This window comes from Streptococcus mitis (genome assembly GCF_047464945.1).
Classification (GTDB): Bacteria; Bacillota; Bacilli; order Lactobacillales; family Streptococcaceae; genus Streptococcus; species Streptococcus mitis_EA.
Genome location: NZ_JASHAX010000002.1, coordinates 159,714 through 180,916 on the forward strand (window position 1 = coordinate 159,714; position 21,203 = coordinate 180,916).

Sequence of the window (21,203 nt, forward strand, 5' to 3'; positions counted from 1 at the left end):
ACAATTATATGTCACTTGAAAACAAATTGGAACAAGCAACAGGCGCTATCAAAGAAGGATTTGGTAAAGTTACTGGGGATAGCAAGACAGAACTTGAAGGAGCTGTTGAAAAGACAGTTGCTAAGGCAAAAGAAGTAGTTGAAGATGCTAAAGGTGCTGTAGAAGGTGCCGTTGAAGGTTTGAAAAACGCTTTTAAATAAAGATAGAAAAAATCAAGGGTTTCATTTCCCTTGATTTTTTACTATCTTATAAATAATTTTCTGCGACGGCTGCATCTCCTGGATAGGCTTCTTTATTGCCTTGAACGATTTGGTAGCAATCGGCACCCTTACCAGCAATAATAACTGCATCTAATTCGTGATTTGTGATAGCCATAGCTGCCTTGATGGCCTCTTGACGATCCGCAATTTTTTCAACAGGATGATTGATGTAGCTACTGATTTCATCTGCAATGGCCATTGGGTCCTCATAGTTGGGGTCATCAGCAGTCAAAAAGACTTGAATCTCAGGGTGCTGATTGAGGAGGAGGCCAAAGTCCTTACGACGGCTTTCACCTTTATTTCCTGTCGAACCTAGAACCAGAGCAATTTTTCCAGTTTGATGAGTTTCAACCACATTGATGAGTTTTTTCAGACTATCCCCATTGTGGGCGTAGTCGATGAAGACCTTGGCTCCATTTTTCTGAGTGAGGACTTCCATACGACCAGGAACACGGGTTGCAGCGATGCCTTTTTTGATGTCCTCAAGACTAGCTCCGAGACGGAGGCAAGCAAGTCCAGCAGCAACGGCATTTTCTTGGTTGAAGTGACCAATGAGTTGAATATCATAGTCTCCAGCGAGTTTACCCGTAGCTGAAAAGCTAAAGGCTTTGGAATTCTCGATTTGGTTGCTCGACTGACTACCGTAGAAATCATGGTCTTGATCTGCCACTTGCTCTTTCAAGACAGAAAAGTGGTCCATATCACTATTAATGATGACTGCTCGGCTATTTTCCATCAAGAGACGTTTGTGGTAGAAGTAGTCTTCAAAGCTAGGGTGTTCAATCGGGCCGATATGGTCTGGGCTGATATTGAGGAAAACTCCCACATCAAAGGTTAGGCCATAGACACGTTTGACCAGATAGGCTTGACTGGATACTTCCATGATGAGGTGGGTACGGTCATTTTGCACAGCTTGATGCATCATATCAAAGAGGTCGATGCTCTCAGGGGTTGTCAATGCTGACTTAAAGAAAGTCTTGCCATCTAGAGTTGTATTCATAGTCGAGAGCATAGCAGGTCGGTGCCCTTGAGATAAGATGTTATAGGCGAAATAGGCTGCTGTTGTCTTACCCTTAGTACCAGTAAAGGCAAGGAGTTTGAGTTTATCTTGGGGATTCCCATAAAATTCCATAGCTACCAAACTCATGGCTTTCTTGATATCACTGACGATGATAGCAGGAATACCAACCTCATAGTCCTTTTCAGCCACATACCAATCGAGACCTTGAGAGATTGCTGAAAGAAGAAATTCCTTCTTAAAGGCAGCACCTTTGACGAAAAAGAGGCTCTTTTCTTTGGCCTTGCGACTGTCATAGCAGATGGTGTCAAATACGACATGGCTGTAGTTGTAGTGATAATGTCCTTGGTCGATAATCTCGCGGAAGAGACCATCTTTCTTTAATATATCTAATACGGTTTCAATCTTAATCATACTTTCTATTGTAAACCGAAAGTCGTAAATTTACAAGTAACAAGGAAAAGTTTATAATGGAAGATAAGGAGTTTTTCCTAGTTATCAAAATTGAATGAGGAATCTATGTCGCACGAAAACAATCACCAGCAGGCCCAGATGTTACGGGGGACTGCTTGGCTAACGGCTAGTAACTTTATCAGTCGCCTGCTTGGGGCCATCTATATTATCCCTTGGTATATCTGGATGGGATCTTATGCAGCTACGGCAAATGGTCTCTTTACCATGGGTTACAATATCTATGCTTGGTTTTTGCTGGTTTCAACAGCAGGGATTCCAGTTGCGGTGGCCAAGCAAGTTGCCAAGTATAATACCATGCGAGAAGAAGAGCATAGTTTTGCCCTGATTCGGAGCTTTTTAGGCTTTATGACGGGACTAGGTTTGGTTTTTGCTTTAATCTTGTATGTCTTTGCTCCTTGGCTAGCAGACTTGTCTGGCGTGGGCAAAGACTTGATCCCAATCATGCAAAGCTTGGCTTTGGGAGTCTTGATTTTCCCATCTATGAGTGTTATCCGAGGATTTTTCCAAGGGATGAATAACCTGAAGCCTTATGCCATGAGTCAAATTGCTGAGCAGGTCATTCGTGTTATCTGGATGCTCTTAGCAACCTTTATCATTATGAAGCTCGGTTCAGGAGATTACCTAGCAGCCGTTACCCAATCGACCTTTGCGGCCTTTGTCGGCATGGTAGCCAGTTTTGCAGTTTTGGTCTATTTCCTTGCTCAAGAAGGTTTACTCAAAAGAGTCTTTGAAACGAGGGATAAGATTAATAGCAATCGTCTCTTGGTCGATACCATTAAGGAAGCTATTCCTTTTATCTTGACAGGGTCTGCCATCCAGCTTTTCCAAATCTTGGACCAAAATACCTTTATCAATAGCATGAAGTGGTTTACCAACTATAGTAATGAAGACTTAATTGTCATGTTTTCTTATTTCTCAGCCAACCCAAATAAAATCACGATGATCTTGATTTCTGTAGGGGTTTCAATTGGGGGTGTCGGTTTGCCACTTTTGACTGAAAACTATGTCAAGGGGGATTTGAAGGCAGCTTCTCGTCTTGTTCAGGACAGCATTACCATGCTTTTTGTATTCCTGCTACCAGCAACAGTTGGAGTAGTCATGGTAGGAGAACCTCTCTATACAGTCTTTTATGGCAAACCAGATAGTTTGGCTATGGGCTTGTTTGTCTTTGCAGTTTTGCAGTCTACTATTTTAGGCTTGTACATGGTCTTGTCTCCAATGCTTCAGGCCATGTTCCGCAACCGCAAGGCTGTTCTCTATTTTATCTATGGTTCGATTGCCAAGCTAGTCTTGCAAATACCTACTATCGCCCTCTTCCACAGTTACGGGCCTTTGATTTCCACAACCATCGGTCTTATCATTCCTAACGTCTTGATGTATCGGGATATTTGTCAAGTAACTGGTGTTAAGCGCAAGGTGATTTTGAAGCGAACCATTTTAATCAGTTTGTTGACTCTTTTCATGTTTCTTGTAGTTGGGACATTGCAGTGGATTTTAGGATTTGTATTCCAACCAAGTGGACGTTTGTGGAGCTTCCTTTATGTAGCTCTTGTCGGTGCCATGGGTGGAGGAGTATACGGAGTCATGAGTCTCCGTACTCGTTTGTTAGATAAGGTGATTGGAAAAGCCCAAGCAGATCGCCTGCGAGCAAAATTAAAAATTTCTTAAAAAATAATTTATAAATAAAATGAATAAGTTGAGTTTTTTAAAAATCAAAACACTCTCTTATTCATTTTTTATTGTTAGAATTGGATATAAAATGTAAAACAGAGAATAAATAACGAAAGTAATTGAATTTTATGTCAAAAAACACTTGACTAAAAAGTAGTTAGTTTGTATAATAAAACAAATATTTAAATCAGGAGGTTCTGGAGATGAAAAAGTCTAAGGCCAAGTATGCAACACTTGCAGGTATCGTGTTAAGCGCAGGTATTTTATTAAGCGCGTGTGGGAATTCTAGCACAGGGTCAAAAACATATAATTATGTTTATTCAAGTGATCCATCTAGTTTGAACTATCTAGCAGAAAATCGTGCAACAACCAATGATATTGTGACTAATCTAGTAGATGGTCTCATGGAAAATGACCAATATGGGAATTATGTTCCATCTTTGGCAGAGGATTGGAGTGTTTCTCAAGACGGTTTGACCTATACCTACAAACTGCGTAAAGATGCTAAGTGGTATACCTCTGAAGGTGAAGAATATGCCCCAGTAACTGCCCAAGATTTTGTCACTGGGCTGAAGTACGCTGCTGATAAAAAATCAGAAGCCTTGTACTTGGTGCAAGAATCTGTTGCAGGTTTGGATGACTATATTAACGGTAAAACAAGCGACTTTTCAACTGTGGGAGTCAAGGCTCTTGATGACCAAACTGTTCAATATACCTTGACACGACCAGAACCCTACTGGAACTCAAAAACAACGTCAACTATTCTCTTCCCAGTTAACGCTGATTTCTTGAAATCAAAAGGGGATGATTTTGGGAAGGTAGACCCATCTAGCATTTTGTACAATGGACCTTTCTTGATGAAATCTTTAGTTTCAAAATCTGTCATCGAATTCAAGAAAAATCCTAACTACTGGGATGCTAAAAATGTCTTTGTAGATGATGTGAAATTGGCCTATTATGATGGTAGTGACGATGATGCACTGGCTCGTAACTTTGTGGAAGGGGCCTATAGCTATGCTCGACTTTATCCAAATAGTTCAAGCTTTGAAGGAATTAAAGAGAAGAACAAGGATAACATTATCTATAGTATGCAAACTGCAACTTCTTATTACTTGAACTTTAACTTGGATAGAAAATCTTATAACTTTACTTCTAAATCCTCAGATATCGAAAAGAAATCAACCCAAGAAGCAGTTTTGAATAAAAACTTCCGACAAGCCTTCAACTATGCCTATAATCGAACAGCATATGGAGCTCAATCTCAAGGGGAGGACGGAGCAACGAAGATTATTCGTAATCTGGTTGTACCTCCAACATTTGTAAGCATCAACGGAAAAGACTTTGGCGATGTTGTCTCAGAAAAGATGGTCAACTATGGTAAGGAATGGCAAGGAATTAATTTTGCTGATGCCCAAGACCCATACTATAACCCAGATAAGGCCAAGGCTAAATTTGCAGAAGCCAAGAAAGAACTAGAAGCCAAAGGAGTCCAATTCCCTATCCACTTGGATATATCAGTTGACCAAGTTGATAAAAAAGGTGTTCAAGAAACAAGTTCTTTGAAACAATCCATCGAATCTGTTCTAGGAGCTGAGAATGTGGTTATCGATATTCAACAGTTAAAAACAGATGACTTTGAGAACTCTAGCTACCTAGCTCAAACTGCAGCTCAAATGGATTTTGATATTTATAATGGTGGTTGGAGTGCGGACTACTTGGATCCATCAAGCTATCTTGATATCCTAAATGTGAATAATGGGGGTATGTTGCAACACCTTGGTATAGAGCCAGGTGAAGCCAATGACAAGGTCAAGGCTGTTGGGCTGGATGTCTATACTCAAATGCTGGAAGAAGCTAACAAGGAACAAGATCCAGCTAAACGTTATGAAAAATATGCTGAAGTTCAAGCTTGGCTCGTTGATAGTGCCCTTGCAATTCCAAATGTTTCCCTTGGTGGAACCCCTAGCTTGAGAAAGACAGTTCCATTCTCTGCACCATTCTCACAAGCTGGAAATAAGGGTGTAGAATCATACAAGTATCTCAAGTTGCAAGATAAGACAGTCACAAAAGACGAATATGAAAAAGCCAAAGAAAAATGGTTGAAAGAAAAAGAAGAATCCAATAAAAAAGCCCAAGAAGAATTGGCAAAACATGTCAAATAAGGATTTTTCAAGAAAAACGATGGTTTCGAAAGAAACTGTCGTTTTTTAATAGAATGATGGCAAATTTGGAAGGAAAAATATCACATTTTTTTATTTGTTTGTTGGAATTATGTTATAATGAATATAATAAAAACGTGAGAAACTATTTTCGAAAATCTACCCAGTGTTAACTGAAGTATGCATATACTAGGGTAATATTATAGGAGGGATGCTATCTACAGTGAAAGTAAGATAAAACGCAATAATTGATAAGTTCTTCTTTATGTGAAGAGTTCTTATCTACCTATTTACTAATCGTTATGGAGGTATCATCATGGGTGCTATTATGGAGTTTGCAACAGAAAAACAGATTGAATCATTTCTCTCAACTTGCCACATTGAAGGGCAAAAGAATTTTCTGATGGCTTTCAAGAAAAAGACATGGTTGAAATCCTTTATTGATTTTTTCATTATAGGTGGTTCCTACTATGTTCAGTCGAGTGTGAAGCCTAAGATTCTGGCATTCACGCCTAGGGGAATCTACTTGATGAACATCAGTGATGTAACAGAAAATCATTCTAATCACGTCGTGGAGATGCCTTGGAATCAAGTTCAAGATTTTACTTATAAGCCAGTCTTGAATACAGTTAGGCTGAACTGGAACTATCAAAATGAAGCCTATATTTTTTCCGTGGATGTCGGTCAGATTAGTCAGCATGTGGGGCAGTATCAATTTAACAAAGAGCATTATGACTATTTAGTCCAACAGGATTTCTTTCAGTCTAAGTAAGCCCTAGCAATCATTTTAAACAAAGAATCTGGAAGCTTTTCTGGATTCTTTTTAGCTTTACTAGCTAGTACTCAATGAAAATCAAAGAGCAAACTAGGAAGTTAGCCGCAGGTTGCTCAAAACACTGTTTTGAGGTTGTAGATAAGACTGACGAAGTCAGCTCAAAACACTGTTTTGAGGTTGTAGATAAGACTGACGAAGTCAGCTCAAAACACTGTTTTGAGGTTGTAGATAAGACTGACGAAGTCAGCTCAAAACACTGTTTTGAGGTTGCAGATAGAACTGACGAAGTCAGTAACATATACCTACGGTAAGGCGACGCTGACGTGGTTTGAAGAGATTTTTGAAGAGTATAAGTCTATAGTTTAAAACTATAACTAGCTCTTGAAAAGAAGAAAATGAGTTGATGAAAATAAGTGGTACAATAGTTACTATAGATTTGGAGGTATTGTATGAGCAAGGAATTACACATTAACACAATTTTGGCCCAGGCGGGTATCAAGTCAGACGAAGCAACAGGAGCTTTGGTAACACCGCTTCATTTTTCGACGACCTACCAGCACCCAGAGTTTGGTCAGTCTACTGGATTTGACTATACGCGTACTAAAAACCCAACTCGTAGCAAGGCGGAAGAAGTCTTGGCAGCTATTGAGTCAGCAGATTATGCCCTAGCGACTAGCTCAGGGATGTCAGCAATTGTATTGGCCTTTAGCGTCTTTCCAGTAGGAAGTAAGGTTTTAGCAGTGCGTGACCTTTACGGTGGTTCTTTCCGCTGGTTCAACCAAGTCGAGCAGGAAGGTCGATTCCATTTTACCTATGCCAATACAGAAGAAGAGCTGATTGCCGAGTTAGAAAAGGACGTGGATGTCCTCTATATCGAAACACCAACCAATCCTTTGATGTTGGAATTTGATATCGAAAAACTAGCCAAATTAGCTCATGCTAAGGGTGCCAAAGTGGTGGTGGACAATACTTTCTACAGCCCTATCTACCAACGTCCGATTGAAGATGGAGCAGATATCGTTCTCCATTCAGCAACCAAGTATCTAGCAGGACACAATGATGTCTTGGCTGGAGTGGTTGTGACCAATAGTTTAGAACTATACGAGAAACTCTTCTACAATCTCAATACGACAGGGGCAGTCTTGTCTCCATTTGACAGTTATCAATTGATTCGTGGTCTCAAGACCTTGTCTCTTCGTATGGAGCGCTCAACAGCTAACGCCCAAGAAGTGGTTGCCTTTTTGAAGGATTCTCCCGCAGTTAAGGAAGTTCTCTACACTGGTCGTGGGGGGATGATTTCCTTTAAAGTAGCCGATGAAACACGCATTCCTCATGTTTTGAACAGTCTTAAGGTCTTCTCTTTTGCGGAAAGTTTGGGTGGGGTAGAAAGTCTCATTACTTATCCAACGACGCAAACTCACGCTGATATTCCAGCAGAAGTGCGCCATTCTTATGGTTTGACAGATGACCTCTTGCGTTTGTCGATTGGGATTGAGGATGCTAGAGATTTGATTGCAGATTTGCACCAAGCCTTAGAAGGATAAGATAAAGATGGGAAAATATGATTTTACAAGCCTGCCCAATCGTTTAGGGCACCATACCTATAAATGGAAAGAAGCAGAAACGGATAGTGAAGTCCTACCAGCTTGGATAGCGGATATGGACTTTGTAGTCTTGCCTGAAATCCGCCAAGCCGTGCAGACTTACGCTGATCAACTGGTTTATGGCTATACCTATGCCAGTGAAGAGTTAATTAAGGAAGTTCAAAAGTGGGAAGCCACACAACACGGTTACCACTTTGACAAAGAGGCTCTTGTCTTTATCGAGGGTGTGGTACCGGCTATCTCAACCGCTATTCAAGCTTTCACAAAAGAAGGTGAAGCGGTTTTGATTAACACACCTGTCTACCCACCTTTTGCCCGCAGTGTTAAGTTGAACAACCGTAGATTGATTACCAATTCTTTGGTGGAAAAGGATGGTCTGTTTGAGATTGACTTTGACCAACTGGAGAAGGATTTGGTGGAAGAGGAGGTCAAACTCTATATTCTTTGCAACCCTCACAATCCTGGTGGACGTGTTTGGGAAAAAGAAGTCTTGGAGAAGATTGGCCAACTCTGCCAAAAACACGGTGTTTTCTTGGTTTCAGATGAGATTCACCAAGATTTGGCCCTCTTTGGTCACAAGCATCATTCCTTCAATACCATTGATCCTGACTTTAAAGAATTTGCTATCGTCTTGAGCAGTGCCACTAAAACCTTTAACATCGCTGGAACAAAAAATTCATATGCAGTCATTGAAAATCCTAAGTTGAGACTGGCTTACCAGAAACGTCAGTTGGCTAATAATCAGCATGAAATTTCAGGTCTGGGTTATTTGGCGACAGAAGCTGCCTATCGCTATGGGAAGGATTGGCTAGAGGAACTCAAGCAAGTCTTTGAAGACCATATTAATTATGTGGTAGATTTATTTGGAAAAGAGACTAAAATCAAGGTCATGAAACCGCAAGGAACCTACTTGATTTGGCTTGATTTTTCAGCCTATGATCTGACTGATGAAAGATTGCAAGAGCTGTTGAGAAATGAAGCTAAGGTTATCCTCAACCGTGGTTTGGATTTTGGAGAGGAAGGGAGTCTCCATGCCCGTCTCAATGTAGCCATGCCCAAATCCCTGCTGCAAGAAGTGTGTCAGCGGATTGTGACGACTTTTGCCAAACGTTAAAAATCCAGCCTTCTAGGAGAAAAGTATCCCTAGAAGGCTATTTTCATAGGGGAAAATATGGTATAATAAAAAGATAAGGTAAAGGTAAAAATATGGCTAAATTGATTCCGGGGAAAGTCCGTATCGAAGGCGTTGCCCTTTATGAAACTGGTAAGGTTGACATTATCAAGGAAAAGAACAATCGGCTCTACGCTCGCGTTGCAGAAGAAGAACTGCGCTATAGTTTAGAGGATGATTTGGTTTTTTGTGCCTGCGATTTTTTCCAAAAGAGGGGCTACTGTGTGCATTTGGCAGCGCTGGAGCATTTTCTAAAAAATGATGAGCGTGGTCAGGAAATTTTGCAGAGTCTGGAAGAAGGTCATGAAGAAAAAGAGGCCGTTGAAACCAAGGTGACCTTGGGTGGCAAATTTTTGGACCAAATCTTGTCTCCAAAATCAGAACGTGCTTATGAATTATCGGCTGTGGGGCAGGTGGAAGCAGGAACCAATCATATCTTGTGGACACTGAGAATCGGCCAAATCAATAGCCAAAAATACTATGTCATTCGGGATATTCCACTCTTTTTAAGGATTGTCGAGCAGAGAAAGTCTTATATGATTGGCAAGATTTATGAGGAGTCTCTTTCTTGGGAAGCCTTTGATGAGGCCAGTCAAGAACTTCTGACTTTCTTGCGAGGACTGATGGAGGAAGGACAGGCTCCAGACCTCTTTTTCCAAAACCAAGGTCGGCACCTCTTTTTCCCTCTGACTTTTTTTGAGCAGGGGGTGAATTTACTGATGACCTTGCCTCATTTTCAATTTGACCATCAAGTGGATAGCTACCAGGCTCTGCTTTTTCAGGATATGCATGCTGATGCCAATCTATTTGCCTTTACAGTAACAGAATACTCGGATTATTTTGAAATGGAAATCAGTGAGAGTCCAAGGGTTAATATCTTTTATCAGGGAGCTGTGCTTTTCCATAAAGGACAGGTTTATTTTCAAACAGACCAGCAGATGCGTCTTCTCAAGGAAATTAAAGCGCTACCTGTGGATCAACAAGGAAAGAAATACCTGCAATTTGATAGTAGTGACCGAGATAAGTTGGCTTCTTGTTTAACTCTTTTTAGCCAGATGGGGACCGTTTCAGCTCCAGAACGGTTACAAATCAAAACTTTTGAACCCTCTTTTTATTTTGATAGGGAAGAGGATAATCGGATTCGTTTAGAAATTCAGTTTGATTATGGGGATAGGCAGGTATCAAGCCGACAAGAGCTAGAAGAATTACCATTTTCGAGTGATGCGGACTTAGAAGAAAGAATTTTCCAAGTCTGTTTGACTGCGGGCTTTGAAGCCGATTTTCAATCTTGGCGTCAGGCCCTAAAAGCAGAGTCTGTTTATCATTTCTTCCACGAAATCATTCCAGTCTTTGAAAAACTCGGGAATGTTGATCTATCAGACAAGTTAGAAGAACTCTATAGCCTAGCAAGCCCTCAAGTGCAAATTGCTTCCAAGGGAGGGCTCTTGGAAATCCAGTTTGATTTTCAAGATATTGCCCAGGAGGAAATTGATCAAGCCATGCAGGCCTTGGTTGCCAATCAAGATTTTTACATTGATTCGTCTAACCAAGTCTACTTTTTCGATGAAGAAACCAAGAAAATTCGCCAAAATTTACAGGAATTGGGGCAATTTGAATTAAAAGATGGGGCCTTGCAGGCTCGGAAATCCTTGGCTTATAGTTTAGCTCATCTCTTTGAAGGACGTGACCGTGTTTCTTTTTCACAAGAATTCCAGAATCTGGCTCATGATTTGACGCATCCAGAGGACTTCCCTAGACAAGCAACTCAGGTTCAGGCTGATTTGCGAGATTATCAGGAAAAGGGAATCAGCTGGCTACAAATGCTCTATCATTATGGTTTTGGTGGGATTTTGGCTGATGATATGGGATTGGGGAAAACTCTTCAGAGCATTGCTTTTTTGACCAGTCAAGTGACAAAAGAAAGTCGAGTCTTGATTTTAGCACCTTCAGGTTTGATTTACAACTGGGCAGATGAATTTCAGAAATTTGCCCCACAGTTGGATGTGGCTGTTGTTCATGGTTTGAAAGCTAGTCGTGAGGAGATTCTTGCTGAAAGCCATCAAATCTATGTGACGAGCTATGCTACCTTCCGTCAGGACAGTGAGCTTTATCAGGGGATGTCCTTTGAATTTCTTTTCTTAGATGAAGCTCAGGTTATGAAAAACGCCCAGACCAAGATAGCCCAGACCTTGAGACAATTTGTGGTGCCGTCAGTCTTTGCCTTGTCAGGAACTCCTATTGAAAACCATCTAGGTGAGCTGTGGTCTATTTTCCAAATCGTCATGCCAGGACTTTTGCCAAGCAAGAAAGAATTTATGAAATTGCCAGCAGAGCGAGTGGCTCAGTTTATCAAGCCTTTCGTTATGAGGCGCAAGAAAGAAGAAGTGCTGACTGAATTGCCAGACTTGATTGAAGTAGTTTATAAGAATGAACTGGCAGACCAGCAAAAGGCTATCTACCTAGCCCAGTTGCAACAGATGCGAGACCGTTTAGATCAGGTGTCAGATCAGGAATTCCAGCGAAGTCGGGTGGAAATCTTATCTGGTCTGATGCGCTTGCGCCAAATCTGTGACACTCCTGCCCTCTTTATGGAGGATTATCAGGGAGCCAGTGGCAAACTGGATAGTCTTCGAGACCTGCTGGTACAGGTGGCAGACGGTGGACACCGTGTCTTGATTTTCTCGCAGTTCAAGGGAATGTTGGAGAAAATTGAACAAGAACTGCCAGACTTGGGCATGACTTCCTTTAAAATTACAGGTTCAACCCCAGCCAAGGAAAGACAAGACATGACTAAGGCCTTTAATCAAGGGGAGAGAGATGCCTTTCTGATTTCCCTCAAGGCTGGTGGGGTTGGTCTGAACCTGACAGGTGCTGATACGGTTATCTTGGTTGACCTTTGGTGGAATCCTGCGGTGGAGGCGCAAGCCATTGGCCGTGCCCATCGGATGGGACAGGAAGAAACGGTGGAAGTCTATCGCTTGGTGACCAAGGGAACCATTGAAGAAAAAATTCAGGAACTCCAAGAACAGAAGAAACATCTAGTGTCACAAGTATTGGATGGCACAGAGTCACGTGGCAGTCTGACCCTAGCAGAAATTAGAGAAATTTTGGGAATTTCTGAAGCCAGCACTTGAAAAATCAAGACAATACGCTATAATGAAGTGTTGAAAGGAAATAGAAAATGAAACAAGAACGATTTCCATTGGTGTCAGATGACGAGGTCATGCTGACTGAAATGCCAGTCATGAACTTGTACGATGAGTCTGATCTGATCAGTAATATCAAGGGTGAGTATCGAGATAAAAATTATTTAGAATGGGCTCCTATTACTGAAGAGGCGCCAGTAAAACCGATTGAAAAGCAAGTCGAGAAACCTAAAAAAGCTCCTTTAGGGGTTAAAAAAGAAGGAAAGAGCTATGCGGAGGTGGCGCGTGAAGAAGCGCGTGCAGACTTGAAAAAGAAACGCTCTGCTAACTACCTAACTCAGGATTTCAGCCGTGCGAGACGTCATTCTAAATCAGGCCTTCTTAGACAGGGCAACCAACCGACAGCTCCTTTCCAAAAGGAAAATCCTGGTGAATTTGTCAAATATAGCCAAAAATTGACCCAGTCTCATTATATCTTGGCGGAAGAAGTTCATTCTATCCCTACCAAGAATGAAGAAGTGTCAGCACCTGCTCCAAAGAAAAACAACTATGATTTTCTAAAGAAGAGCCAAATCTACAATAAAAAAAGTAAACAAACAGAACAAGAACGTCGGGTTGCCCAAGAGTTGAATCTGACCAGAATTACAGAATAGGGGAGAAAACATGCCAAAGACATATCATTTTATCGGAATTAAGGGATCAGGGATGAGTGCCTTGGCCTTGATGTTGCACCAGATGGGGCACAAGGTTCAGGGATCAGATGTTGAAAAATACTACTTTACCCAACGGGGTCTTGAGCAGGCAGGAATTACTATTCTTCCTTTTGATGAAAAGAATCTAGACGGTGATATGGAAATTATCGCTGGAAATGCCTTTCGTCCAGATAACAACGTCGAAATTGCCTATGCAGACCAAAATGGTATCAGCTACAAACGTTACCATGAGTTTCTAGGTAGCTTTATGCGTGACTTTGTTAGCATGGGAGTAGCTGGAGCACATGGAAAAACTTCAACGACAGGTATGTTGTCTCATGTCTTGTCTCACATCACAGACACTAGCTTCTTGATTGGGGATGGGACCGGTCGTGGTTCAGCCAATGCCAAATATTTTGTCTTTGAATCTGACGAATATGAGCGCCACTTTATGCCTTACCACCCAGAATACTCTATCATCACCAATATTGACTTTGACCATCCAGACTACTTCACAAGTCTAGAGGATGTTTTCAATGCCTTTAACGACTATGCTAAACAAATTACCAAGGGGCTTTTTGTCTACGGTGAAGATGCTGAATTGCGTAAAATTACGTCTGATGCACCAATCTACTATTATGGCTTTGAAGCTGAGGGCAATGACTTTGTAGCTAGCGATCTTCTTCGTTCTACGACTGGTTCAACCTTCACAGTTCATTTCCGTGGTCAAGAATTGGGGCAATTCCATATTCCAACCTTTGGTCGTCACAATATCATGAATGCGACAGCCGTTATTGCTCTTCTTTACACAGCAGGATTTGATTTGAACTTGGTGCGTGAACACTTGAGAACATTTGCCGGTGTTAAACGTCGTTTCACTGAGAAAATTGTCAATGATACAGTTATTATCGATGACTTTGCCCACCATCCAACAGAAATCATTGCGACCTTGGATGCGGCTCGTCAGAAATACCCAAGCAAGGAAATTGTAGCGGTTTTCCAACCTCATACTTTTACAAGAACCATTGCCTTGTTGGATGACTTTGCCCATGCTTTGAACCAAGCGGATGCGGTTTATCTAGCACAAATCTATGGATCTGCGCGTGAAGTGGACCATGGTGATGTCAAGGTAGAAGACCTAGCTAATAAAATCAACAAGAAACACCAAGTCATCACTGTTGAAAATGTTTCTCCACTTCTAGACCATGACAATGCTGTCTACGTCTTTATGGGAGCAGGAGACATCCAAACCTATGAATACTCATTTGAACGTCTCTTGTCTAACTTGACAAGCAATGTTCAATAGGATATTCTTATGGAAATTCCAATTAAGATCATTCAGGCAAGTAAGTCTGATTTGGCTGAGATAGAGGTACTTCAAACTTCGTCTTTTCCAGCTGAAAAGCAGCAACCTTCCCATATTTTAGAAGAAAGTATCCGTAAGTCTGCGGATACCTTTCTTCTAGCTAGGGATGAAAATCAACTTTTAGGTTATGTTATAGGTAGTCCTCAGTTAGACAATCCGCAATGTCTAAAAATACATTCTTTAGTCATTGAGTCTGACCATCAGAGACAGGGCTTGGGAACACTTCTTCTTGCAGCCTTGAAAGAGGTGGCAGTTGAGCTGGATTACAAAGGGATTCGTTTGGAGAGTCCTGATGAGCTGCTTTCCTATTTTGAAATGAACGGTTTCATTGATGAAGAAACTTCCCTTTATGCAACTAGCCAGGGTTATAGTATGATTTGGTTTAATCCCTTTTATCTGGAGGCACAATGAAAATTAGACAAGCAAGATTAGAAGATTTGGGTCGGATTGTCGAGATTGAACTAGAGAATTTCTCGGTAGAAGAAGCCATTCCTCAATCTGTCTTTGAAGCGCATTTGCGAGAAATACAGACCTCTTTTCTGGTTGCAGAAAAAGAGGGCAGAATCATGGGTTATATAGAAGGGCCAGTTGGCCCCCATCGCCATCTGCAAGACCAGTCCTTTACAGAAGACATAAAAGACTATAGTCATGAGACGGGTGGCTATATCTCTGTGACCTGCCTCTCCATTACCAAAGAGGCACAGGGCTTCGGACTGGGTCAGAAATTGCTAACAGCCTTGAAAGAACTGGCTCTTGAAGATGGGAGAGAAGGCATTAACCTAACCTGTCATGACTATCTCATCGCCTACTATGAAAAACATGGATTTGTCAACGAAGGTCTGTCCCAGTCAACCTTTGCAGGGGAAACATGGTATGATATGGTCTGGGAAGCTAATACTCTTCGAAAATCAAATTCAAACCACGTCAGCGTCGCCTTACCGTACTCAAGTACAGCTTGCGGCTAGCTTCCTAGTTTGCTCTTTGATTTTCATTGAGTATAAAAAATAAGCCAGAAAAGCATGCTAGGTTGCTTTTCTTTCGTTTTTAAGATATAATATTATGGATTGTCAACGAGGAGGAAAAACTTTTGAGTGAAAAGTCAAGAGAAGAAGAAAAATTAAGCTTTAAAGAGCAGATTTTACGAGATTTAGAACAAGTTAAAAAACATGAAGAAGATCAGGAAGAAGTTGATTTAGCTTCAATAAAACCCCAATTTTCTTCTAAAAATGACCAGTCGATAGAAGAGTTAATGGAAGATTCTCTATCAGCTGTAGAGGAGATTATGAGAAAAGCTCCTACCGTGCCTACTCACCCAAGCCAAGATTTACCGGCTTCTTCATCAGATGAGATTAAAAGAGAAACTCTTACTGTTCCAAGTCATCCAAGTCAAGATGTGCCTTCTTCTCCCGCAGAAGAGGCTGTAAGACAAGCTCCACTTGCTCCTAGTCACCCGAGTCAAGAAGGACCTTCTGCTCCATCAGCGGAGGGAGTATCAAGACCAACTCCAGGACCTGTTAGTCCTAGAAAAGTAGAAAAGGAATTTAATGAAATCCCAACGAGGGTAGCTGTTTCTTATAAGACAGAAGCTCAGAGAGAGGTAAAAAGAGAAGTTCCTACTTCAAAACCAGTAGTGGAAAAGAAAGTTGTAGAAGAAATGCCTGCAACTCCACGTCGTAGCCGTCGTGAGACGGTTAAGTCACCCAAGAAGAAAAAATCAGGATTTAAGGCCTTCTTCATTTCTCTACTCATTTTCTTAGGTTTGATTTCGGCATGTGGTTACTTCGGTTATCAGTATGTTCAGTCATCTTTACAGCCTGTTGACGCTGATTCTAAGCAATATGTAACGGTGCAAATCCCAGAAGGGGCTAATGTTCAAGAAATCGGTAAGACACTTGAAGGTGCCGGCTTGATTAAACACGGTCTAGTTTTTGGTTTGTATGCTAAGTACAAAAATTATACTGATTTGAAATCAGGTTACTATAATTTGCAAAAGAGCATGAGTACAGAAGATATCATCCACGAACTACAAAAAGGTGGAACAGCTGAAGCTCAAGAACCTGTCCTTGCGACTTTGACAATTCCAGAAGGTTATACGATTGATCAAATGGCACAAGCTGTAGGTCAATTGCAAGGTGAATTCAAAGAGCCTTTGACAGCGGATGCCTTTCTGGCAAAAGTTCAAGATGAAAACTTTATCAGCCAAGAAGTTGCCAAATATCCTAGTCTACTTGAAAGCTTGCCTACAAAGGAAAGTGGCGTTCGTTACCGTTTGGAAGGATTCCTCTTCCCAGCTACATACTCTATCAAGGAAAGCACAACTATTGAAAGCTTGATTGATGAGATGTTGGCAGCTATGGACAAGACTTTAGCGCCTCATTACAGTACGATTAAGTCTAAGAATTTGACGGTCAATGAATTGCTGACCATTGCTTCTCTTGTCGAAAAAGAAGGCGCTAAGACGGAAGACCGTAAGTTGATTGCAGGTGTATTCTACAATCGCTTGAATCTTGGTATGCCACTTCAAAGCAATATTGCCATCTTGTATGCCCAAGGCAAACTTGGTCAGAAGATTAGTCTTGCCGACGATGCTGGAATCGATACATCGATTAATTCACCATACAATGTTTATACAAATCTAGGCCTCATGCCTGGTCCAGTAGATAGTCCAAGCTTGGATGCTATCGAGTCAAGTATCAATCAGACTAAGAGTGAGAACCTTTACTTTGTTGCAGATGTGACAGATGGTAAGGTCTACTATGCTAGCAATAAAGAAGAACATGATCGGAATGTTGCTGAACATGTCAACAGCAAGTTAAACCAAACAAACTAAAATTATGTGATGCTTCACATAATTTTCTTTAGAGAATATCATTAGAAGAAAGTTGAGAAAAATGGCAGAAAAAACATATCCTATGACCCTTGAGGAAAAGGTAAAACTGGAAAAAGAATTAGAAGAATTGAAATTGGTCCGCCGACCAGAAGTGGTAGAACGCATTAAAATTGCTCGTTCATACGGTGACCTTTCTGAAAACAGTGAATACGAAGCAGCTAAGGATGAACAAGCCTTTGTCGAAGGACAAATCTCTAGCTTGGAAACAAAAATCCGTTACGCTGAAATCGTCAATAGCGACTCAGTTGCCCAAGACGAAGTAGCGATTGGTAAAACAGTCACTATCCAAGAAATTGGTGAGGACGAAGAAGAAGTTTATATTATCGTAGGTTCAGCGGGTGCGGATGCCTTTGCTGGTAAAGTTTCAAATGAAAGCCCAATCGGACAAGCCTTGATTGGTAAGAAAACAGGTGATACAGCAACCATTGAAACACCTGTTGGTAGTTATGATGTAAAAATCTTGAAGGTTGAAAAAACAGCCTAAAAATAGAAAAAAGGAGTGGGGAGGCGATGCGCTTCACTCACTCCTTTTTCCATTTTAAATTGAATTGGAGACGATATGAGTTCAAAGAAGAAAAAAAATAAGATGGAGCGTGGTCTGACCAATCGTCACGTGCAGGTTATGGCCATTGCTGGAACAATTGGAACAGGACTCTTTTTGGGAGCAGGTCGCTCTATCAGCCTAACAGGTCCTTCCATTGTACTGATTTATATGATTACTGGGGCTTTCATGTTCCTCATGATGCGTGCGGTTGGAGAAATGCTCTACCAAGACCCTGAGCAACATACCTTTATCAACTTTATCACGCGCCATTTGGGTAAGGGCTGGGGTTATTTCTCAGTTTGGTCTTACTGGCTATCTGTTGTCTTTATCGGTATGGCAGAAATCACAGCCATCTCTCATTATGTTCAGTTTTGGTTCCCTAGCTGGCCAAGTTGGATGATTGAGATAGGATTTTTGACTATTCTAGCCTTGGTCAATCTGATTGCGGTGAAGCTCTTTGGAGAAGTTGAGTTTTGGTTTGCTATGGTCAAGATTGTGGCTATTTTAGCTATGATTGCCACAGGAGTCTTTATGGTCTTGACAGGCTTTAAGACACCACATGGAGTAGCAAGTTTGGCCAATATCGCCGACAATTTCTCCCTCTTCCCAAATGGTGGAGTCAACTTTGTCATGGCCTTTCAGATGGTTTTCTTTGCTTATCTAATGATTGAGTTTATTGGAGTAACAACTTCTGAAACCAAAAATCCACGTCAGGTCTTGCCAAAAGCCGTTAAGGAAATTCCTTTGCGTATCGCCTTTTTCTACGGTGGTGCCCTCTTAGCCATCATGGCTATCATTCCGTGGCGTGAACTTGCTTCAGCTGATTCTCCCTTTGTTACGGTATTTGAATTGGCAGGTATCAAGTGGGCAGCGGCCTTGATTAACTTTGTCGTCTTGACGTCAGCAGCATCTGCTCTTAACTCAACCCTTTATTCAACAGGTCGTCATTTGTACCAGATTGCCCATGATTCGCCAAATCCATTCTTAAAGGCTATTAAGGCAGATACTCTTTCTCGTCATAACGTGCCACAAAATGCCATCATTGCTTCAGCGATTTTGATTGCCCTAGCAGCCTTTATCAACGTCTTGCCAGGTGTTTCTGATGCCTTTGCCTTGATTACGGCATCATCATCAGGTGTCTATATCGCCATTTATATCTTGATTATGGTGGCTCACCTTAAATACCGCAAGTCACCAGACTTTATGGCAGATGGTTATCTCATGCCCCATTATCGTTTCCTAAATCCTTTAACCATGCTCTTCTTTGCCTTTGTCTTTGTAACCCTCTTTTTACAAGAGTCTACATTTGTAGGAGCAATCGGATCAGCTATTTGGATTATCGGTTTCGGGATTTATAGCCAGTGGAAATTTAGAAAATAGATTTGAAACTCATCAACTCAGGTTGGTGAGTTTTTGTTAGTTTGACAGTCTATTGAAATAGGACTATAATCAAGCTGTAACAGTGTTTAAGGAGGTTTAGATGTACTTTAGATTGGAAAATAAGGAATCCCATAAATCACAAGAAATAGGGAATCTGATTCGTGCTTATAATCGTTCAAAAAGAGAAGAGGCTGAAAGTGAGCCACTGAATCTTTATGTCGAAGATGAAAAGGGCAATCTCCTGGCAGGTTTGATAGCAGAGACTTTTGGAAATTGGCTAGAAATCGAGTATTTATTTGTAAAAGAGGAACTGAGAGGGCAAGGAATCGGTTCAAAACTATTGCAGCAAGCAGAAACTGAAGCTAAGAATCGAAATTGTCGTTTTGCTTTTGTCAATACTTACCAGTTTCAGGCTCCAGATTTTTATAAAAGCCATGGCTACAAGGAAGTCTTTACCTTACAAGACTATCCCTACATTGGGCAAAGATATTATTACCAAAAGGATTTGTAAGGAGAATATGAAAGTATAAGGCAAAGAGGGGGGGGTTGACATAAGTATGAAGGAGATTCTCGGTAAATACTAGTTAGAATCTAGAAATTGTGTCTGTCTAGACGATATTGAGGACAATACAATCGCAGCTGAGAAATTGGTAATCAAGGTCTATAAGGTTAAGAAAAGAAGTGATGTCGTCGATATTTTGAAATCCTATATTTAAACTTAACACTCTCTATTTTGTGGTAGAGAGTTTTTTGTTAATAAAATTTTACAAAATGACATTTATATATTGCATTAAGTTAGATATATGATATAATGTTGTTGAAAAGAGGCGCAACTTTTTAAGAATGTGAAGGAGGACGCTAGTGGCTAAAAATTTAAAATTAAAATTAGCTCGGGTGGAGCGTGATTTAACACAAGGGGATTTGGCAGAAGCTGTGGGCGTTACTAGGCAGACTATAGGCTTGATTGAAGCTGGGAAATACAATCCTAGTCTCTCCCTCTGCCAGTCCATTTGCAGATGCTTAGGAAAAACATTAGACCAACTATTTTGGGAGGAAGAAGATGAAAAATAGAAAAAAACTTGTGATCAAAGATGAACGTACAGAAAAATTGGATGGAAAGATTTCAGGAGAAATTCTTTTGGGAATGTGCCTATTTTTGGCACTGGAAATTTTTGCCAAAGTTTATATTTTTAATTTAACGCTTCTATCCTATTCACCAGAATTACTTTTATTGATTGGAGTAGGTTTGTATGTCATTATTCGCCGCATGTATGTAGGAATTGATATTCGAGATATTGTTGAGAATACTGGAAAAGAAAGAATTTTATCTGCTTTGGGATTTTCTATAGTGATTTTATTGATTGATATCATAGGCAATCGCGAGGAACTGGTCAGTCTATTGACTTGGAAGTACTCCCTAAAAGTGGTTCTAGCAGTTATCATCTATCTCGTTGGGAGTTATTCTATGGATAGAGTTATCCTATACTTGAATCGCAGAAATCAGCAAGTTTGGGAGGAAGAAGATGAAAAATAGATTTTTTTATTATCAATTATTAGACGAAAGAGAAGAACAACTGATGAATAAAGCGGGGGCAGAGTCTTTTTCACTCTTTATTGGGCTTGTACTTCTAAGCTATTTGGTGGCAGTGCTGGCTCCATCTCTTTTTAATCCGAATTTTCTAGTCTATACTCTGATAGTAGGAATTTTCTTCTTTTTCAATCGTGCCCGTTATCTGAGAGTAACCTACTATAGTCGTTTTCATTTTACGATTTTGGGTTGCTTTTTCTTAACCTTGGCTATTACGGCTCTTTTGATGTTGCAGAATTATCAATTCAATATAGAAATTTATCAGCACAATCCTTTGAACGTTAAATACCTGTCTGCTTGGGTCATTACTTATGTTATTTATCTTCCTTGGGTCTTTATCGGCAATCTTGGTTTGAAGAGCTATGGTGAATGGGCTCAGAAAAAATTTGAGCAAGACATGGATGAATTGGAGAGTGGAGAATAGCTTGTTACTCTTTTCTCAATCCAGCTAAAATGTGATATAAT

At 40.7% G+C, this 21,203-nt stretch carries 20 protein-coding genes; 19 read left to right on the forward strand and 1 reads right to left on the reverse strand.

Going from position 1 to position 21,203, the window contains the following annotated elements:
* The first annotated feature begins 8 nt into the window (after nt 1-8).
* Nucleotides 9-200 (forward strand): CsbD family protein, encoded by a 192-nt coding sequence (locus tag QM424_RS03455; protein ID WP_050242040.1) that lies wholly within the window; start codon nt 9-11, stop codon nt 198-200.
* Nucleotides 201-246: 46 nt separating this feature from the next.
* Here QM424_RS03455 and QM424_RS03460 read toward each other — a convergent pair whose 3' ends face one another.
* Nucleotides 247-1,692, reverse strand: a complete 1,446-nt coding sequence (locus tag QM424_RS03460; RefSeq protein WP_414393011.1) for a UDP-N-acetylmuramoyl-L-alanyl-D-glutamate--L-lysine ligase — start codon at nt 1,690-1,692, stop codon at nt 247-249.
* A 105-nt stretch (nt 1,693-1,797) separates the two neighbouring features.
* On the opposite strand from QM424_RS03460, the gene QM424_RS03465 reads away from it, so the two are divergent.
* The 18 genes from QM424_RS03465 (at nt 1,798) to QM424_RS03550 (ending at nt 21,162) form a co-directional block, all read left to right on the forward strand.
* A complete protein-coding gene (locus tag QM424_RS03465; protein WP_414393013.1) occupies nt 1,798-3,420 on the forward strand; it encodes a putative polysaccharide biosynthesis protein in 1,623 nt (540 codons plus the stop codon).
* A gap of 206 nt (nt 3,421-3,626) precedes the next feature.
* Nucleotides 3,627-5,585, forward strand: coding sequence for a peptide ABC transporter substrate-binding protein (locus QM424_RS03470; protein WP_261025021.1), 1,959 nt, complete (start codon nt 3,627-3,629; stop codon nt 5,583-5,585).
* A 313-nt stretch (nt 5,586-5,898) separates the two neighbouring features.
* Nucleotides 5,899-6,354: a hypothetical protein gene (locus tag QM424_RS03475; protein WP_414393015.1), complete on the forward strand. Its 456-nt coding sequence runs from the start codon at nt 5,899-5,901 to the stop codon at nt 6,352-6,354.
* 74 nt (nt 6,355-6,428) lie between these two features.
* Nucleotides 6,429-6,668, forward strand: coding sequence for a hypothetical protein (locus QM424_RS03480; RefSeq protein WP_414393017.1), 240 nt, complete (start codon nt 6,429-6,431; stop codon nt 6,666-6,668).
* Nucleotides 6,669-6,806: 138 nt separating this feature from the next.
* Nucleotides 6,807-7,901: a cystathionine gamma-synthase gene (locus QM424_RS03485; protein ID WP_414393019.1), complete on the forward strand. Its 1,095-nt coding sequence runs from the start codon at nt 6,807-6,809 to the stop codon at nt 7,899-7,901.
* 7 nt (nt 7,902-7,908) lie between these two features.
* Nucleotides 7,909-9,075, forward strand: a complete 1,167-nt coding sequence (locus tag QM424_RS03490; RefSeq protein ID WP_414393021.1) for a MalY/PatB family protein — start codon at nt 7,909-7,911, stop codon at nt 9,073-9,075.
* A 92-nt stretch (nt 9,076-9,167) separates the two neighbouring features.
* Entirely contained in the window at nt 9,168-12,266 is a 3,099-nt protein-coding gene (locus QM424_RS03495; RefSeq protein WP_414393023.1) for a pilus expression-regulating Snf2 family helicase, read from the forward strand.
* A 47-nt stretch (nt 12,267-12,313) separates the two neighbouring features.
* Entirely contained in the window at nt 12,314-12,931 is a 618-nt protein-coding gene (locus tag QM424_RS03500) for a divisome accessory protein ZapJ (RefSeq protein ID WP_016398587.1), read from the forward strand.
* Nucleotides 12,932-12,941: 10 nt separating this feature from the next.
* Nucleotides 12,942-14,276, forward strand: a complete 1,335-nt coding sequence (gene murC / locus QM424_RS03505; protein WP_414393026.1) for a UDP-N-acetylmuramate--L-alanine ligase — start codon at nt 12,942-12,944, stop codon at nt 14,274-14,276.
* Between the two features lie 9 nt (nt 14,277-14,285).
* Nucleotides 14,286-14,747: a GNAT family N-acetyltransferase gene (locus tag QM424_RS03510; RefSeq protein ID WP_414393028.1), complete on the forward strand. Its 462-nt coding sequence runs from the start codon at nt 14,286-14,288 to the stop codon at nt 14,745-14,747.
* A complete protein-coding gene (locus tag QM424_RS03515) occupies nt 14,744-15,301 on the forward strand; it encodes a GNAT family N-acetyltransferase (RefSeq protein ID WP_414393030.1) in 558 nt (185 codons plus the stop codon). The genes QM424_RS03510 and QM424_RS03515 overlap by 4 nt, the downstream gene beginning before the upstream one ends.
* Nucleotides 15,302-15,423: 122 nt before the next feature.
* Nucleotides 15,424-17,166: an endolytic transglycosylase MltG gene (gene mltG / locus QM424_RS03520; RefSeq protein ID WP_414393032.1), complete on the forward strand. Its 1,743-nt coding sequence runs from the start codon at nt 15,424-15,426 to the stop codon at nt 17,164-17,166.
* A gap of 61 nt (nt 17,167-17,227) precedes the next feature.
* Complete coding sequence (gene greA, locus QM424_RS03525) at nt 17,228-17,710, forward strand: transcription elongation factor GreA (RefSeq protein ID WP_261065012.1); 483 nt, start codon at nt 17,228-17,230, stop codon at nt 17,708-17,710.
* Nucleotides 17,711-17,785: 75 nt separating this feature from the next.
* Nucleotides 17,786-19,150 carry an amino acid permease gene (locus tag QM424_RS03530; RefSeq protein ID WP_070479450.1) on the forward strand — a complete coding sequence of 455 codons (1,365 nt, stop codon included), beginning with the start codon at nt 17,786-17,788 and terminating at the stop codon, nt 19,148-19,150.
* Between the two features lie 100 nt (nt 19,151-19,250).
* Nucleotides 19,251-19,661, forward strand: coding sequence for a GNAT family N-acetyltransferase (locus QM424_RS03535; protein ID WP_261091542.1), 411 nt, complete (start codon nt 19,251-19,253; stop codon nt 19,659-19,661).
* A 350-nt stretch (nt 19,662-20,011) separates the two neighbouring features.
* A complete protein-coding gene (locus tag QM424_RS03540; RefSeq protein ID WP_001107502.1) occupies nt 20,012-20,221 on the forward strand; it encodes a helix-turn-helix transcriptional regulator in 210 nt (69 codons plus the stop codon).
* Complete coding sequence (locus tag QM424_RS03545) at nt 20,211-20,684, forward strand: DUF6773 family protein (RefSeq protein WP_414393035.1); 474 nt, start codon at nt 20,211-20,213, stop codon at nt 20,682-20,684. The genes QM424_RS03540 and QM424_RS03545 overlap by 11 nt, the downstream gene beginning before the upstream one ends.
* The gene (locus QM424_RS03550; protein ID WP_414393037.1) at nt 20,674-21,162 is read left to right on the forward strand and encodes a DUF6773 family protein; all 489 of its coding nucleotides are present in this window, start codon (nt 20,674-20,676) and stop codon (nt 21,160-21,162) included. Before QM424_RS03545 ends, QM424_RS03550 begins: the two co-directional genes overlap by 11 nt.
* Nucleotides 21,163-21,203 lie beyond the last annotated feature (41 nt).

Bases quoted from the DNA above. Each gene is read 5' to 3' on its own strand.
- QM424_RS03475 (WP_414393015.1), top strand. From the start codon at position 5,899: ATGGGTGCTATTATGGAGTTTGCAACAGAAAAACAGATTGAATCATTT.
- QM424_RS03500 (WP_016398587.1), top strand. From the start codon at position 12,314: ATGAAACAAGAACGATTTCCATTGGTGTCAGATGACGAGGTCATGCTG.
- QM424_RS03515 (WP_414393030.1), top strand. From the start codon at position 14,744: ATGAAAATTAGACAAGCAAGATTAGAAGATTTGGGTCGGATTGTCGAG.
- QM424_RS03460 (WP_414393011.1), bottom strand. From the start codon at position 1,692: ATGATTAAGATTGAAACCGTATTAGATATATTAAAGAAAGATGGTCTC.
- QM424_RS03550 (WP_414393037.1), top strand. From the start codon at position 20,674: ATGAAAAATAGATTTTTTTATTATCAATTATTAGACGAAAGAGAAGAA.
- QM424_RS03545 (WP_414393035.1), top strand. From the start codon at position 20,211: ATGAAAAATAGAAAAAAACTTGTGATCAAAGATGAACGTACAGAAAAA.
- QM424_RS03455 (WP_050242040.1), top strand. From the start codon at position 9: ATGTCACTTGAAAACAAATTGGAACAAGCAACAGGCGCTATCAAAGAA.
- murC (WP_414393026.1), top strand. From the start codon at position 12,942: ATGCCAAAGACATATCATTTTATCGGAATTAAGGGATCAGGGATGAGT.
- greA (WP_261065012.1), top strand. From the start codon at position 17,228: ATGGCAGAAAAAACATATCCTATGACCCTTGAGGAAAAGGTAAAACTG.
- QM424_RS03510 (WP_414393028.1), top strand. From the start codon at position 14,286: ATGGAAATTCCAATTAAGATCATTCAGGCAAGTAAGTCTGATTTGGCT.
- QM424_RS03490 (WP_414393021.1), top strand. From the start codon at position 7,909: ATGGGAAAATATGATTTTACAAGCCTGCCCAATCGTTTAGGGCACCAT.
- QM424_RS03480 (WP_414393017.1), top strand. From the start codon at position 6,429: ATGAAAATCAAAGAGCAAACTAGGAAGTTAGCCGCAGGTTGCTCAAAA.
- QM424_RS03495 (WP_414393023.1), top strand. From the start codon at position 9,168: ATGGCTAAATTGATTCCGGGGAAAGTCCGTATCGAAGGCGTTGCCCTT.
- QM424_RS03485 (WP_414393019.1), top strand. From the start codon at position 6,807: ATGAGCAAGGAATTACACATTAACACAATTTTGGCCCAGGCGGGTATC.
- QM424_RS03535 (WP_261091542.1), top strand. From the start codon at position 19,251: ATGTACTTTAGATTGGAAAATAAGGAATCCCATAAATCACAAGAAATA.
- QM424_RS03530 (WP_070479450.1), top strand. From the start codon at position 17,786: ATGAGTTCAAAGAAGAAAAAAAATAAGATGGAGCGTGGTCTGACCAAT.
- QM424_RS03465 (WP_414393013.1), top strand. From the start codon at position 1,798: ATGTCGCACGAAAACAATCACCAGCAGGCCCAGATGTTACGGGGGACT.
- QM424_RS03470 (WP_261025021.1), top strand. From the start codon at position 3,627: ATGAAAAAGTCTAAGGCCAAGTATGCAACACTTGCAGGTATCGTGTTA.